Annotated in this window: 18 protein-coding genes and 1 tRNA gene; 10 read left to right on the forward strand and 9 right to left on the reverse strand. The window is 60.6% G+C overall.

What is annotated here, in order from left to right:
• Positions 1–52: 52 nt before the first annotated feature.
• Both DBIPINDM_RS34245 and DBIPINDM_RS34250 read left to right on the forward strand, forming a co-directional pair.
• Positions 53–487, forward strand: coding sequence for a hypothetical protein (locus DBIPINDM_RS34245; protein ID WP_258583349.1), 435 nt, complete (start codon positions 53–55; stop codon positions 485–487).
• Positions 487–1,437 (forward strand): sterol desaturase family protein, encoded by a 951-nt coding sequence (locus tag DBIPINDM_RS34250; protein WP_258583350.1) that lies wholly within the window; start codon positions 487–489, stop codon positions 1,435–1,437. Before DBIPINDM_RS34245 ends, DBIPINDM_RS34250 begins: the two co-directional genes overlap by 1 nt.
• A gap of 12 nt (positions 1,438–1,449) precedes the next feature.
• Here the strand turns inward: DBIPINDM_RS34250 and DBIPINDM_RS34255 are convergent, their stop codons facing one another.
• From DBIPINDM_RS34255 to DBIPINDM_RS34275, 5 genes are all read right to left on the reverse strand, one after another.
• Positions 1,450–1,782, reverse strand: a complete 333-nt coding sequence (locus DBIPINDM_RS34255; RefSeq protein WP_258589415.1) for a type II toxin-antitoxin system RelE/ParE family toxin — start codon at positions 1,780–1,782, stop codon at positions 1,450–1,452.
• Positions 1,754–2,056, reverse strand: coding sequence for a type II toxin-antitoxin system ParD family antitoxin (locus DBIPINDM_RS34260; protein ID WP_179297921.1), 303 nt, complete (start codon positions 2,054–2,056; stop codon positions 1,754–1,756). Before DBIPINDM_RS34260 ends, DBIPINDM_RS34255 begins: the two co-directional genes overlap by 29 nt.
• Before the next feature lie 70 nt (positions 2,057–2,126).
• The gene (trmFO, locus tag DBIPINDM_RS34265) at positions 2,127–3,536 is read right to left on the reverse strand and encodes a methylenetetrahydrofolate--tRNA-(uracil(54)-C(5))-methyltransferase (FADH(2)-oxidizing) TrmFO (RefSeq protein ID WP_258583351.1); all 1,410 of its coding nucleotides are present in this window, start codon (positions 3,534–3,536) and stop codon (positions 2,127–2,129) included.
• Between the two features lie 577 nt (positions 3,537–4,113).
• Positions 4,114–4,254, reverse strand: a complete 141-nt coding sequence (locus DBIPINDM_RS34270) for a DUF1127 domain-containing protein (protein ID WP_013895120.1) — start codon at positions 4,252–4,254, stop codon at positions 4,114–4,116.
• Positions 4,255–4,303: 49 nt separating this feature from the next.
• Positions 4,304–4,444 carry a DUF1127 domain-containing protein gene (locus DBIPINDM_RS34275; RefSeq protein WP_013531315.1) on the reverse strand — a complete coding sequence of 47 codons (141 nt, stop codon included), beginning with the start codon at positions 4,442–4,444 and terminating at the stop codon, positions 4,304–4,306.
• 235 nt (positions 4,445–4,679) lie between these two features.
• Here DBIPINDM_RS34275 and DBIPINDM_RS34280 point away from each other — a divergent pair, with 235 nt between their 5' ends.
• The 3 genes from DBIPINDM_RS34280 to DBIPINDM_RS34290 all read left to right on the forward strand — a co-directional run bounded on the left by DBIPINDM_RS34280 (position 4,680) and on the right by DBIPINDM_RS34290 (position 6,954).
• Positions 4,680–5,798, forward strand: coding sequence for a DUF2157 domain-containing protein (locus tag DBIPINDM_RS34280; RefSeq protein ID WP_258583352.1), 1,119 nt, complete (start codon positions 4,680–4,682; stop codon positions 5,796–5,798).
• A complete protein-coding gene (locus DBIPINDM_RS34285) occupies positions 5,795–6,379 on the forward strand; it encodes a GDYXXLXY domain-containing protein (protein ID WP_258583353.1) in 585 nt (194 codons plus the stop codon). The genes DBIPINDM_RS34280 and DBIPINDM_RS34285 overlap by 4 nt, the downstream gene beginning before the upstream one ends.
• 164 nt (positions 6,380–6,543) lie before the next feature.
• Positions 6,544–6,954 carry a RidA family protein gene (locus DBIPINDM_RS34290; RefSeq protein ID WP_258583354.1) on the forward strand — a complete coding sequence of 137 codons (411 nt, stop codon included), beginning with the start codon at positions 6,544–6,546 and terminating at the stop codon, positions 6,952–6,954.
• Positions 6,955–7,043: 89 nt separating this feature from the next.
• Here the strand turns inward: DBIPINDM_RS34290 and DBIPINDM_RS34295 are convergent.
• Positions 7,044–7,126: transfer RNA gene (locus tag DBIPINDM_RS34295), tRNA-Leu, on the reverse strand.
• Between the two features lie 359 nt (positions 7,127–7,485).
• On the opposite strand from DBIPINDM_RS34295, the gene tig reads away from it, so the two are divergent.
• From tig to DBIPINDM_RS34320, 5 genes are all read left to right on the forward strand, one after another.
• Positions 7,486–8,964, forward strand: a complete 1,479-nt coding sequence (gene tig, locus DBIPINDM_RS34300; protein ID WP_258583355.1) for a trigger factor — start codon at positions 7,486–7,488, stop codon at positions 8,962–8,964.
• A gap of 164 nt (positions 8,965–9,128) precedes the next feature.
• Entirely contained in the window at positions 9,129–9,653 is a 525-nt protein-coding gene (locus DBIPINDM_RS34305) for a type VI secretion protein (protein WP_258583356.1), read from the forward strand.
• 152 nt (positions 9,654–9,805) lie between these two features.
• A complete protein-coding gene (locus tag DBIPINDM_RS34310; RefSeq protein WP_258583357.1) occupies positions 9,806–10,186 on the forward strand; it encodes a c-type cytochrome in 381 nt (126 codons plus the stop codon).
• 159 nt (positions 10,187–10,345) lie between these two features.
• A complete protein-coding gene (locus tag DBIPINDM_RS34315; RefSeq protein ID WP_258583358.1) occupies positions 10,346–11,281 on the forward strand; it encodes a heme o synthase in 936 nt (311 codons plus the stop codon).
• A gap of 464 nt (positions 11,282–11,745) precedes the next feature.
• Entirely contained in the window at positions 11,746–12,558 is an 813-nt protein-coding gene (locus DBIPINDM_RS34320; protein ID WP_258583359.1) for a DUF2189 domain-containing protein, read from the forward strand.
• Positions 12,559–12,614: 56 nt separating this feature from the next.
• Here the strand turns inward: DBIPINDM_RS34320 and DBIPINDM_RS34325 are convergent, their stop codons facing one another.
• From DBIPINDM_RS34325 to DBIPINDM_RS34335, 3 genes are all read right to left on the reverse strand, one after another.
• The gene (locus DBIPINDM_RS34325; protein WP_258583360.1) at positions 12,615–13,088 is read right to left on the reverse strand and encodes an aminoacyl-tRNA deacylase; all 474 of its coding nucleotides are present in this window, start codon (positions 13,086–13,088) and stop codon (positions 12,615–12,617) included.
• Positions 13,089–13,226: 138 nt separating this feature from the next.
• Positions 13,227–13,628 carry a cytochrome C oxidase subunit IV family protein gene (locus DBIPINDM_RS34330; RefSeq protein ID WP_258583361.1) on the reverse strand — a complete coding sequence of 134 codons (402 nt, stop codon included), beginning with the start codon at positions 13,626–13,628 and terminating at the stop codon, positions 13,227–13,229.
• A gap of 9 nt (positions 13,629–13,637) precedes the next feature.
• Positions 13,638–14,357 carry a heme-copper oxidase subunit III family protein gene (locus DBIPINDM_RS34335; RefSeq protein WP_258583362.1) on the reverse strand — a complete coding sequence of 240 codons (720 nt, stop codon included), beginning with the start codon at positions 14,355–14,357 and terminating at the stop codon, positions 13,638–13,640.
• Positions 14,358–14,362 lie beyond the last annotated feature (5 nt).

Raw genomic sequence — 14,362 nt, forward strand, 5'->3', positions numbered from 1 at the left:
ACCGGGCCGAGAAACTGTTGCCGAAGACGACAGGCCGGCCCGGAGGAAATCCATGAGCTTGCCCGTGCTGGTCGCGATCGTCGTCCTTGGTATTGCGCTGTCGGTTGCCGCGGTGCATTTCACCGGTGGCAGCGAGGCGGCCACATTGGCCAACTCGGATCAGGCTTTGCGCCGCTTCGCCGAGGATTTTCCGGATGAAGTGACGGGAGCAATCCGCTTGACGGCGGACGCCAAGACGGCATTTCTGGAGCTAGGACGAGGGCGCATCGGCATTGTTCACAGCATCGGCGACTGCTTTTTGACCCGCATCGTCACGGCTGAGGACACAAAGGTGTCCAGCGCTGACGAGACGAACACAATTCTGATGCGGCTGACGGACTTCACCTGGAAGGGCGGCCGCTTCCGCTTCGCCAATGCCGGCGATGCGCAGGCCTTGCTGAAGGCTCTTGAAGCACGCCACTCAGATGCAACCAGAGAGGCCGCGTGATGGACAGCTATGATTTTCCGCAGGTCACCCAGCTGGCCATTCCGTTCTTCGTCGCCGCCATCCTGATCGAGCTCTGGTTGGTGCGCAGCGGCCGCGCGAAAGGCTCGTTCGAGACGCGCGACACGCTGACCAGCCTGATGATGGGCACCGGCAATGTCGTCGCCGGGCTGCTGCTCGGCGTCGTCTCCTACTGGGCGCTGCTGTGGCTGTGGCAGTTCCGCATCTTCAATCTCGGCCTGTCGGTCTGGGTCTTTTTGACCGCCTTCCTGCTGGATGATTTGCGCTACTATGTCTATCACCGCATCGCGCACCGGGTGCGCTGGGTGTGGGCAGAGCATGTCAACCATCACTCGAGCCAGCACTACAATCTGTCGACAGCGCTCAGGCAAAGCTGGACGGGCCTGTTCACCTTCATGTTCGTGCTGCAGGCGCCTCTGGTGCTGCTCGGCTTTCACCCAGCGGTGATTGCCTTCACCTTCGGCTTCAACCTGGTCTGGCAGTTCTGGATCCACACCGAGACGATCGGCAAGATGTGGGGCTGGTTCGAATTCGTCTTCAACACGCCCTCGCACCACCGCGTCCACCACGCCACCAATCCGCGCTATCTCGACGCCAACTATGCCGGCACGCTGATCATCTGGGACCGCATGTTCGGCACTTTCGTCGAGGAGCTGGAGGAGGACCGGCCGCGCTATGGCATCGTCAAGAATCTCGGCACCTTCAACCCGCTGAAAGTGGCCTTCCACGAGTGGATCGGCATGTTCAGGGATGCGTTTGCGCCGGGTCTGACGCTCGGCGAACGCCTGAACTATCTGATCAAGCCGCCAGGCTGGAGCCATGACGGTTCGCGCGATACGTCGGAGAGCCTGAAGGCTGCCTATGTCAGGCGAAATCCCAGCGAGGCGGGCAAGCCGGGACTGCCGATGGTGGGTGCCGAGCCGGCGGAATAGCTGTTTTGGCTGCTAAGAGGGCTCGTTCGAACCGCCATCGCGCATCAGCGTCTCATAGTCGCGGCCGCCGTAAAAGATGTTGACGATGCGGATAACATCGCTCTCGATGACATAGGTGATGACGGCGGAACGCTCGAACGGGACGGCTCGCAGTCCTGGCAAGATCTCGTCGCGAGAGCGACCACCACGGGGCGCATTGCCGATCTTCTGGCACCGCTCATTTATCCGGTCCACAAAACCGTTGGCGATGTTTTCGCTGCCGCTATTCTCAAGAATGTAGGCGCCAATCGTTTCGAGATCGGAGATTGCGTTTTCGCTAAGAACGACGGCGAGGCGCTGGATCATCATGGTCTTGCGCCAGTTGCGAAATCCGCTTCTTTACCCGGTCGATTGCTTCGTCGAGCGGAACAGCAGGCCTCGTATCCTCGATCGACGCCTTTACCCGCGCCCGGATCGACGCCATCCGCTCGGCATGCTCTTCCTCTTCGCGCTGGAAGGCGCGGAGCGCCGCGCGGATCACTTCACTCGCAGAGCCGAAAGACCCATCCTCGACCTTCTCGCGGATCATGCGCGCCATGGCGGGGGTGACGGTGACGGACAGTTTTTCGGCGGATTCCATGGAACGGCTCCCGTAGGTATGAAGTAGGATGATATCCTACTTTCTGCTTCGGGTCCAATCCGAAGGTTTGCTACTCCGCTGCTTCCGCCTGGGCCGGCAACCCCAGCCATTGCCGGCAATCGCCCAGCGCACGCGATGTGATGGCGTGCCTTTTGGCGACCGTCTTATCCTTGCCGCGCAGGCGCTTGCCTTCGATCTTCACCGCTTCCACCGGCGGGAACAGGCCGAAATTGACGTTCATCGGCTGGAACGAGCGCTTGCCCGGCTCGTCCTCGGAGACGATGTGGCCACCGGTGATGTGGTTGAGCAGTGCGCCAAAGGCGGTGGTGAGCGGCGGCAGCGACGGTGCATGGCCGAGCCTTTCGGCGGCGGCGAAGCGGCCGGCGAGCAGGCCGATGGCGGCGCTTTCAACATAGCCCTCGCAGCCGGTGATCTGGCCGGCAAAGCGCAGGCCAGGGCGCGACTTCAACTGCAGCGAGGCGTCGAGCAAGATTGGCGAATTGATGTAGGTGTTGCGGTGCAGGCCGCCGAGGCGGGCGAAATCGGCGTTTTCCAGACCTGGAATCGTGCGGAACACCCGCACCTGCTCGGCGTGTTTTAGTTTCGTCTGGAAGCCGACCATGTTGTAGAGCGTGCCCAGCGCATTGTCCTGCCGCAACTGGACGACGGCATAGGCCTTGACCGTCGGGTTGTGCGCATTGGTCAGCCCCATCGGTTTCATCGGCCCGTAGCGCAGCGTCTCGACGCCGCGTTCGGCCATGATCTCGATCGGCAGGCAGCCGTCGAAATAGGGCGTGCCTTCCCATTGTTTGAATTCGGTCTTCTGGCCATCGACCAGCGCCTGCACGAAGGCAAGGTATTGCTCCTTGTCCATCGGACAGTTGATGTAGTCCTTGCCGGTGCCGCCCGGTCCGACCTTGTCATAGCGCGACTGGAACCAGCAAATGTCCATGTCGATCGTGTCGAAATGGATGATCGGGGCGATTGCGTCGAAGAAGGCGAGCGCATCGGCGCCGGTCGCCTCGGCGATCGACTGGGCGAGCGACGGTGCGGTCAGCGGACCGGTGGCGATGATCGCCTGGTCCCAATCCGCCGGCGGCAGGCCCGGCACTTCCTCGCGCTGGATGGTGATCAGCGGATGTGCCTCGAGCATCTTCGTCACGGTTTCAGAAAAACCATCGCGGTCGACCGCCAGTGCACCGCCCGCCGGCACCTGGTTGGCGTCGCCGGCGCTCATGATCAAAGAGCCGGCCAATCGCATCTCGGCATGCAGCAGGCCGACCGCGTTGTTCTCGGCGTCATCGGAACGGAAGGAATTGGAACAGACGAGTTCGGCCAGGCCATCGGTCTTGTGGGCGTCCGTGCCGCGAACCGGGCGCATTTCATGCAGCACCACGGGAACGCCGGCTTGCGCCGCCTGCCATGCGGCTTCGGAACCGGCGAGACCGCCGCCGATGATGTGGATAGGGTTTTTGCTCATGAGCGCCGGAATAATCGCTTGCCGCCGCGATTGCAATTGTCGCGCGGCGGTAACGGGAAACGCTTGATCGGGAAAGCCTGCCTCGAAAACAACAACACCCGCCGGGGGAGGAGGTCCGGCGGGTGTCGTTTTGGGGGTCGATCCTCGGGAGGAGGTGAAGATCGACCGTATTCGTCATCGCCGGGGAGGAGGTCGGCTTTGACGAAATCTCTTTTGCTATCTTTTAAAAGGGGCAAAACCCTTTGGAGCAAAAATTCGTTTTGCCCCGGGGAAACAACGCCCGCCGCGGGAGGAGGTGCGGCGGGCGCCGTTTGGGTGGCCAACCCTCGGGAGGAGGTGAAGGTTGGGCCTATTCGTCATCGCCGGGGAGGAGGTCGGCTTTGACGAAATCTCTTTCGCCATTTTTAAAAGGGGCGAAACCCTTTGGAGCAAAATTCATTTTGCCCCGGGGAAACAACGCCCGCCGCGGGAGGAGGTGCGGCGGGCGCCGTTTTGGTGGTCAACCCTCGGGAGGAGGATAAGGGCTGACCGTTCGCTGGAGGTCGGGGAGGAGGTCGACCCCAGCGAAATTCCGTTGTTAGATCGCCCGGCGGGCGACGATCTTGATTTCGTCGCGGACGATACCGAGATCATGCAGCTGGCGGTTCGAAAGGCGACCCAGCTCGGTAACCGTCTCGCGATAAACGCGCCAGTTACGATAGTTGCGGATCAGGTTCATTGTCGTTCTCTCTTCGGAAACTTGTTCGGACCATTTGCGGTCCGAAGGATTAGACCGCCTTGCGAGCGACGTAAGGAATGTCGCTGCGGCTGATGCCGAGGTCGGTCAGTTCACGGTTGCTCAGGCGGCTCAGCTCGGACACGGTGTCCCTGTAGCGGCGCCAGTTGCGGTAGTTGCGGATCAGGTTCATGGTAGTTCTCGTTTCGTCTTTCTTGCGGATCATTCCGTTTGTGTACGAACCATAAATAGGCGGGCTCATATCGATTTAAAAGCGCTATGGCTGCATGGCAGCAATGCAAATTGTGCAATGCAACATTAACGCGCCTTCACGGACCTGACACAAAGAAGCCAGAATCAGAAAGTGCCGTGACGTCAACGGTTTGGCTGGTTTGGCTGAAAAAACGACCTAGCTGGGGAGGCAGGGCATGGCGGGCTACTCGACACGGGTCAGGTCCGATATCGCGCGGTGGCACCAGGCAGGCCTAATCGACGCCGCCACAGCCGATTCCCTGACGCGTGATGTCGAGGCCAACGCGCGCAAATCACTGAGCTTCGGTTCGATCCTGGCGATGATGGCGGCGCTGCTGTTTGGCGCGGCCATCCTGATCTTCGTCGCCGCCAACTGGGATGCCATCCCGCGGCTGGCGCGGGTGGCGGCGCTCTTTGCCATCATCCTTGGTGGCTATGTCGGCGGCGCGGTGCTGAAGACGCGCGACCATGCGGCGATCGGCGAGGCCTTGTGGATCGTGGCGGCGGCTGCCTTCGGCGGTTCGATCGCGCTGATCGGCCAGATGTATCATTTGTCCGGCGACGAGGCGTCCGCGCTGGTCACCTGGGGTGCCGGCACGGCGCTGGCGGCGGTCGCGCTGCGGTCGAACCCGCTGACCGTCGCGGCGGTCGGTATCGCCGATGCCTGGCTGTTCCTGAAAGGGTTCGACTACTACAGCCGTAGCGACTTTCCGCATGCCTTCGTCATCATGGCGGTCGTGCTGTTCGCCGTCTCGTTCTGGACCCGCAGCCAGCCGGCGCGGCACCTGATCATCCTGTCGCTGCTCTTCTATCTCGTGCTGTTGGCCGGGAATCACGCGACGCTGCCGGTGGCGATCCCCCTGGTCATTGTCTCTGTCGTGCTCTTCGCGGCTGCCGTCTTCGCACCGGAGCCGGTCGACCGGATCGTGCAGCTTGGCGGCCGCTTGCCCCTGCACGCGCTGCTCGGCTTCCTCACCGGGCTGGCCATTATCCAGTTCGAACTGGCCGACGAAAGCACCTACAACAGCGGTTTCACCATCGCCTCGGTCGTCGCGCTGGCCGGCATCGTCGCCGCTCTCGTGCTGGCAGGAAGGGAGAGCCGAGGCATGCGCTGGCTTGCCTATCTCGGCTTCGCCTTCGAACTCGCGACGATCTATGTCGTGACCTTGCAATCGATGCTCGATACGGCCGGCTTCTTCCTAGCCGCCGCGGTGATGCTCGGCATCCTGGCGATCGTCATCATCCGCGTCGAAAAACGCATGAAAGGTCCGGCCACCGGAGGAGCCACCGCATGATGACCGGAAAGCGGCTTGTTATCTCGGCGGTGGTGCTGGCGCTCGTCCAGATAGGTTTCCTCAGCTGGATCATCGCCGGCCGGGCGGCGATCCTGCGCAACGGCAAGGAGGTGCTGCTGAAGATCGAACCCGTCGACCCGCGCGATCTGCTGCGCGGCGACTATATCATCCTCGGCTACGACATCTCGCGCATACCGGTGAAGATGATCGCCAACATTCCGGCCGATAAACTTTCCAGCGACGACACGTTGATCGTCGTCCGCCTGAAGAAGGGTGCCGATGGCTATTGGACGCCGACCACCGCCTGGTTCGGCAAGGCGCCGACGCCAGCCGCTGTGGATGAGGCGGATATATCGGGCCATGTTGCAGCGGGCTGGGATCTTCGCGGCGAGGGCATGACGATTGCGCCCGACTACGGCATCGAACGGTTCTACCTGCCGGAAGGCGAGGGGCTGATGATCCAGAACGACATGCGGGTGCGCCCGTTCGGGATAAGGCTTGCCTTGGCCAGCGACGGCACGGCGCAGATCAAGGCGCTGGTCGATGGCGACAAGACGCTGTTCGAGGAACCGCTGTACTAGGCTGCATACCCACAATCGGCGCGCTGGCGCTAGCGCGTCGCCCGGAAGAGTTAGCGCGGGGCCATGCCGCTGATTGCCACGCGCATCGCCGCTATCGCCCTGTGTGCCAGCGACGCGGTGATCACCAATGTCGATTTCAGTCGAACGAAGTAGGAGATTGTTCAGTGTCGCTCGAACTCATCAATCCCGATGATCTGCCAGTTCCAGAAATGTACACGCAGGTTGTCGTCGCGACGGGATCCAAGCTGGTATTCGTCTCCGGTCAGCAGCCCGAAGACATACACGGCAAGCTCGTTGGGCATGGAGATTTTGCGGCGCAGGCGCGCTTGGCATTCGGCAATCTCGGCCGAGCGCTCCGTGCGGCAGGTGCTCGGCCTGAGCAAGTTTGCAAGATCACAATCTACATTGTCGATTATAGGCGCGATGAACACGTTCCGATCATCGAAGAAGCGCAGATTTCGCTGTTTGGAGATCACAAACCAGCAAACGTGGTGGTCGGGGTAGCGATAATGTCTCCAGGCTACCTCATAGAGGTCGACGCGATAGCGGTCATTGACGAGGCCATCAGAAGCTAGCGTCGCTACAATGCCGCTTTTTCTCGGAGGACACTCTTTCACCTAACGATTTCAGGTGGCCTGCCACCCGAAGCTCGAAGAGCGAAGGGTGGTGCGGGTAGAGGGACTCGAACCCCCACGATCTCTCGCCAGAACCTAAATCTGGTGCGTCTACCAGTTCCGCCATACCCGCGTGGTCCGGCAAATCCCATGTAGCCATCATTCTGTCAATGTCAGGGACGAAATGTCGGGTCATGGCCAAAATGTTGGTTATTCGCCTAAACGCGAAGACTGTTGAAAATTAGCCTCGCCTGTGACAAAAGGCGTGTCAAATGTGACGGGACGCGACGATCCGCTTCTACAAAATGTGATAAGAAGTAGGAAAAACAAGAACTTATTCACATTTTGGAACGCAGTTTGGGAGAGTTTGAGCCGTAATTTCGGTCAAATCGCCAGGTTCCGTACCAAAAGCCATTCCCGGCAAGATTATACCGGCAGGCTGTAAACGGCAGAGGCCGTGGCAGTCTCATTGGTGAAAACAAAGGTTTTACGATGCAGGTCACCGAAACGCTCAACTCCGGTCTCAAGCGCGAGATCAAGATCACCGTGCCGGCCGGTGACATGGAAGCCAAGCTGATGGCGCGGCTGTCGGACGCCCGCAACAAGGTTCGCATCAACGGCTTCCGGCCGGGCAAGGTGCCGGTGCAGCACCTGCGCAAGGTCTATGGCAAGTCGTTCATGGCCGAAGTGGTCAACGAGATCCTCAACGATTCGACCCGTTCGATCATTACGGGCCGCGGCGAAAAGGCGGCCATGCAGCCCGAAGTCATCATGACCGAGGACGAGAAGGAAGCCGAGAAGATCCTGGCCGGCGGCACCGACTTCGAGTTCCGCCTCAACTACGAGATCATTCCGGCGATCGAGATCAAGGATTTCTCCGACATCAAGGTGACGCGTCAGGTGTTCGACGTGCCGGACACCGAGATCGACGACCAGGTCAAGCGCGTCGCCGAATCCGCACGCAGCTATGAGCCGAAGACCGGCAAGGCCGCCGAAGGCGACCGCGTCAGCATCGACTATGTCGGCAAGATCGACGGCGAGGCCTTTGCCGGCGGCGCCGGCACCGACCAGCCGCTGGTGCTGGGCTCCAAGGAGTTCATTCCAGGTTTCGAAGACCAGTTGGTCGGCGCCAAGGCCGGCGACGAAAAGCAGGTCACCGTGACCTTCCCGGAAAACTACCAGGCGGCCCATCTGGCCGGCAAGGAAGCCACCTTCGACGTCACCGTCAAGGAAGTGTCGAAGCCGGGCGAACTGGAAATCAACGACGAGACCGCCAAGAACCTTGGCCTGGAATCGCTGGAGCGCCTGCGTGAGATCGTGCGCGGCCAGATCGAGAACCAGTTCGGCTCGATGACGCGCCAGAAGGTCAAGCGCCAGCTGCTCGACCAGCTCGACGCGGCCTATTCTTTCGAGGCGCCGTCGAAGCTCATTGAGGCCGAGTTCAACAACATCTGGGCGCAGGTCAACCGCGATCTGGAAGCCGCCGGCCGCACCTTCGCCGACGAGGAGACGACCGAAGAAGAAGCCCGCGCCGAATATCTGCGTCTAGCCGAACGCCGCGTGCGCCTCGGCCTGGTGCTGGCCGAGATCGGCGAGAAGGCCGGTGTCACCGTATCGGACGAGGAATTGCAGCGTGGCCTGTTCGAACAGGTTCGCCGCTTCCCGGCCAACCAGCAGCAGGAAGCTTTCGAGTTCTACCGCAACAATCCCGAGGCGTTGAATGCGCTGCGCGCGCCGATGTTCGAGGAAAAGGTGGTCGATCATCTGCTCGGCCAGATCTCGGTCACCGACGTCAAGGTCAGCAAGGAAGAGCTGATGGCTGACGACGAGGACGCGGAAACCACGACCAAGGCCAAGCCGGCGAAGAAGGCCGCGGCCAAGAAGGCTGAAGCCAAGGCGAACGAGGACGAGGCGGAAGAGCCGAAGAAAAAGGCCGCGCCGAAGAAAAAGGCCGCCAAGGACGCCGAATAAGTCTCGGCACTTGATGGAATCGACGAAGGCCGCCCTCGGGGCGGCCTTTTTCGTTGCGAAACTGCAACAGCCGATTCGCTTCGCGGGAGGCGGCACTTGGCTATACCAAGCGCTAATCACTATCTGCGCTGTTGCTGCAAACCGTGTGGTTCCTGGAGGGGGCGTTGAGCCTATTCTTCGAAACGGGGCGTACCATCGCCCTGGCGCTCGTTCTGGCCTTCGCCTGTGATCTTGCCCAAGCCGACGCGCTTGCCGGCGACTGGCGCTTCGGCACGGACGACGACGGCCTTGTCACCGCTTCGCTTCATGGCACCAACAAACTGATCACGGGTGGCGGCGCCCTGAGCTACAGCCCGGTGCTGACCATTGCCTGCCGGGCAGACGGCGAACCGCGCTGGAGCGAATGGCTGCAACTGAACGACGGGGTTTCGGCCAGCCGCAAGATCACCATGTCTGTCACCGTCGACGGCGGCGGCAAGTTCGACGAGAGTTGGTCGGTCGGGGCGCGCGGCCGGATGCTGGTGCGCGACGGCGCCGACGGCATCAAGCGCCTTGTTCCCGCAAGCCGGCTGTCGCTTTCCTGGCGGTTCGGATTGTTGTCAGGCCGCGGCCAGGCCGATTTCGACCTTGCCGGGCTTGAACAGGCGGTCGAGCAGATTGCCGGGACTTGCCGGACGGATCCGCCTTGAGCGCGCCGGGGTTCTAAACCTTCGCAATGCTTGGCTTTTTCTACCCGCCGCCTGGATTCCATGGTATGTAAGTACTGCAATTCCACTGGGGAGAGATATTCTGCCTAGGCGCGATCGTCCGAGGCATAAATGGCGATCAGGGAGGAAATGCCATGCGCGCTATAGCGTTTTTCGTTGCGGTGTCCGTTACGATCTTCATCGCGCATCCGTCGCGGGCACAAGACGCCGCGGCTGGTGAGAAGGTCTTCACCAAATGCCAAGTCTGCCACATTGCAAACGAGGACAAGAACAAGATCGGTCCATCGCTGCACGGCGTCATCGGCCGCACGGCCGGTACGCATCCGGATTTTAAATATTCCGATGCCATGATTGCGGCAGGCAAATCCGGCATCAAATGGGATGAGCCAACGCTGACGACCTACCTTCACGATCCCAAGGCCATGGTCAAAGGCACCAAGATGACGTTTCCCGGCCTCAAGAACGATGCAGACGTGGCCAACGTCATTGCCTATCTGAAAACGTTCTCCAAGTGACCTGGCTCCTCCGCCATTCGTCTAACGCCTTGTTTTACCGTGATCTTATCCGAATCAAAGGACAGCGTAAGCAAAAACAGGGTTCCAGTTTTCGCCCACGCGGGCGCTCAGTTCGGGATCATGGCCCGGCTTGCCTGCTTCCATCGGTGGTCGTCTGAGATGTCGACTGGGGAAAGCCGCCTCAAGGATACCGCTATCCGCCTCTCGGAAGCGACGGCGGGCGATTTCTTCGCGCTTTTGAAGCCGCGGGTTATGGCGCTTGCCGTATTCACCGCCTTCGTCGGCCTGATGGTGGCGCCTGGCGCGACGAATCCGGTCATCGCCGTGATTGCAATCGGTGCGATTGCGATCGGAGCAGGAGCGGCGGGAGCCCTCAACATGTGGTATGACGCGGACATCGACGCGCTGATGTCGCGCACATCAAAGCGGCCGATTCCGTCGGGCCGCGTCACGCCGGGCGAAGCTCTCGGCTTCGGCCTTGTGCTTTCCGCCCTCTCGGTCATGACACTCGGCGTACTGGTGGGCTGGCTTGCCGCATCGCTGCTGGCCTTCACCATCTTCTTCTACATCGTCATCTACACGATGTGGCTGAAGCGCTCGACGCCGCAGAACATCGTCATCGGCGGCGCGGCTGGTGCCCTTCCTCCTGTCATTGGCTGGGCGGCCGCAACTGGCGCCGTCGGCGTTGAAAGCGTCATCCTGTTTCTGATCATCTTTCTGTGGACGCCGCCGCATTTCTGGGCGCTGGCGCTGTTCAAGGTTGGCGACTACGCCGCTGCCGGCATTCCGATGATGCCGAATGTGGCCGGCCCTGCTTCGACGCGAAGGCAAATTCTTGCCTATGCTTTGCTTCTGGTGCCGGTCGGCGTGCTGCCTTGGCTCTTCGGATTCGCCAGCGGCTACTACGGAATTGCCTCGGCCGCATTGGGTGCCGGTTTCATCTGGCATTCCTGGAAGGTTCTGGCCGCTTCCGAAACGGAGTTGAAACCCGCCAAGGCGCTGTTTGCCTATTCGATCTTCTATCTTTTTGCGATCTTTGCCGCGCTGCTTGCCGACACCATTGCCATGCGCGCGTTGATCTCAGCCGGGGCTTGAGTGCAGATCGCCGTCCGCGAACCGTTCTGCCGAAGACGCTTGCAGAGCTGTCACGATGGCAGCGCACAGAATCCCAGCAACAGCAGAATGATTATGCCAAGGCCGAGTATGACAAGCGTCCTTGCGTCCATGACCTTCGCCTTCGACCCGGTGCATGATCCTGAAGATCGGGATCGACTTTGCTTCGCCGATCTCCGGTTGGCAAAGGATCATGCGCCAATCCAAGTGGTCAGCGTCTGTACGTGCCCAAAGAAGGGACACGCGGCGCTGCATGAACATATCGAAGAATGGCCTCCAGAGCCAGCCGTGCGGCTCGGCCCCCTGTCCGTGCCAACAACGGGCGACAAGTCTCCCACAAGAGAGTATATTGGTGGCGGTGCAGGTCGCGGTTTTGCGTGGCCAGTCACGCAGACGACAGCACCGCGAAACCGCGACCTTTCCGGACCCAGTCTGGAGGAACGGTCATGGCAAGTTTTCATGTGATAGCAGGCGCCAGCGAGACGCTGGAACATACCAAAATTCGAAAGATCGGGGTTTCCGACCTTTTTGACGCGCTCAAGCGGGGCGTCGATGATTTCATGGTCAAACCGTCGCATATCGTCTTTCTCTGCCTGATCTATCCACTCGTGGGCGTCGTGCTCGCCGCTTGGACTTCAGGCGCCAATGCTTTGCCGTTGTTGTTTCCGCTGGTTTCTGGTTTTGCGCTGGTTGGCCCATTCGCGGCGATAGGCCTCTATGAAATCAGCCGTAGACGGGAAGCCGGACTCGACACCTCCTGGAGGCACGCTTTCGAGGTCAGGAATTCTCCGGCGCTGCCGGCCATCGCCGCGGTAGGGATCATGCTATTTGCAATCTTCATCACGTGGCTTTTGACGGCGCAGATGTTCTACGAATATCTTTTCGGCCCGGCTCCGCCGGAATCGATATCCAGCTTCATCAAAGCAATATTTGCCACCGGACGCGGCTGGACGCTGATTATCCTGGGGCACGCCATCGGCTTCGTCTTCGCCGTGGTGGTGTTGTGCACGACGGTCGTCGCCTTCCCATTGTTGCTTGATCGCGATGTCGGCGCCTATGAAGCGATCTACACCTCGGTGCGCGTGGTCCTGGCGAACCCGATCGTGATGGCAGTCTGGGGGCTGATCGTCACCGTCGGCCTGATCATCGGCTCGCTGCCAGTGTTCGTCGGGCTCGCCGTCGTGTTGCCGATCCTCGGTCACGCCACCTGGCATGTCTACCGCAAGGTGGTGGAGTCGCCCGCCAGACCGACGAGTTGAGGACGTTTTGCCTCACCGCACCGGCCAGGGTGCCGGTGCGAGTTTGATCGAAGCCGTCAGGCGGCCCGGTGACTGAAGCGGGCGCGATATGCGCCCATGGTCAAGTTGCGGAAATCCTCGCCGCTGACATGCACCAGCGTTCTGTGGTCGCCGCCTTCGAAGTAAATGTCGGCGGCGTCACCAAGGCTTTCATCGACAATCACCGGCACATCGTAGGGTGCGCCGATCGGCGGAATGGCGCCGGTGTCGCAATCAGCGAAGAGCGAAATCACCTCGTCTTCGGAGGCGAGCCCGAGACGCTTGTCCATGACGTCTTGCAGTGTGCCGAGCTCGATCCTGTGCGTGCTGGGAACCACGGCCAGCGCATAGCCGAGTTCGTGGTGAACAACTACCGATTTGGCCACTATGCTGCCGGGTATATGCGCTGCAATGGCGGACTGTCTGCTGGTGGATGTGCGATGGTGGACGACGGTGTCGTATGAAATTCCCTTCCCGTCGATAAAGTCCTTCAGTCTGGTTGCGATCGTCATCTTGGCCTCCCTTTGCCGGAGTTCGCGACGCGTGGGGAAACGAGGGCAATCATTCTCCTTGTGTCGTTTCCTGTACTAAAATGGACCAGCTGCTGATGGTTCGAGGCGCGGCGGCAAGATCTGAATGCGATTTGCGCGTCAGGGTCCGGTTCCGAAAAATGCCAGCCGGGTGAAAAGCGTGTAGTCGGCTTCGAAGACCATCATTGTCACGAACACCAGCACGAGTATCGGCGGCAGGATGATCGCATAGGCCAGCGCCAGCCGTTCCCAGGCCATGTGCATGAAGACGGCGACGATCAGCCCTGCCTTGAGGATCATGAAGATCAGGATCAGCGACCATCTGAGATAGCCGTGGAGGCCGAAATAATCGACCAGGTAGGAGCAGGTGCTGAGGATGAACAGCCACGCCCAGACTACCAGATAGAGCTTGATCGGATGTTCCTGATGCACATCGGCACGGGTGACGGCCGCCGGCGCTTCATGGGCATGACCAGCATGAAGTGCGTGTTGTCCGAGGCCGTTTGCGGTTGCTTCAGCCATGTCTGCCTCTCACCAAAGATAGAAGAATGCGAAGATGAACACCCAGACCAGATCGACGAAGTGCCAGTACAGCCCCATGATCTCGACGTTCTCGTAGCGGCCGGTGCGGCTGGTGAAGAAGCCGGGCCGCCCGGTGTCATAATCTCCGCGCCAGACCTTGCGCGCCACGATGATCAAGAAGATCACACCGATCGTCACATGCGTGCCGTGGAAACCGGTGATCATGAAGAAGCACGAACCGAATTGTGCGGCGCCCCAGGGATTGCCCCAGGGCCGCACCCCTTCAGTGATCAGCTTGGTCCATTCGAAGGCTTGCATGCCGACAAAGGTCGCGCCGAGTGCCGCAGTCAGAAGCATGAGGATAGCCGTCTTGCGGCGGTTGTGGCGATAGCCGAAGTTGACCGCCATGGCCATTGTTCCGCTGCTGGAGATCAGCACGAAGGTCATGATGGCAATAAGGATCAGCGGGATATCCGAGCCGCCGATACGAAGCGCAAAGACCTCGCTCGGATTGGGCCACGGCACGCGTGTCGACATGCGCGCGGTCATGTAGGAGAGCAGGAAGCAGCCGAAGATGAAGGTGTCGCTGAGCAGGAATATCCACATCATGGCCTTGCCCCAGGACACGTTCTTGAACGCACGCTGATCCGAGGACCAATCGGCGGCAATGCCTCGCCAGCCTGTGGGCCGTGGCTCCGTCTGGCCGATATGTGTCAGTGTCTCTGCCATCCGCT

The sequence above is a fragment of the Mesorhizobium sp. AR02 genome (assembly GCF_024746835.1).
Lineage (GTDB): Bacteria > Pseudomonadota > Alphaproteobacteria > Rhizobiales > Rhizobiaceae > Mesorhizobium.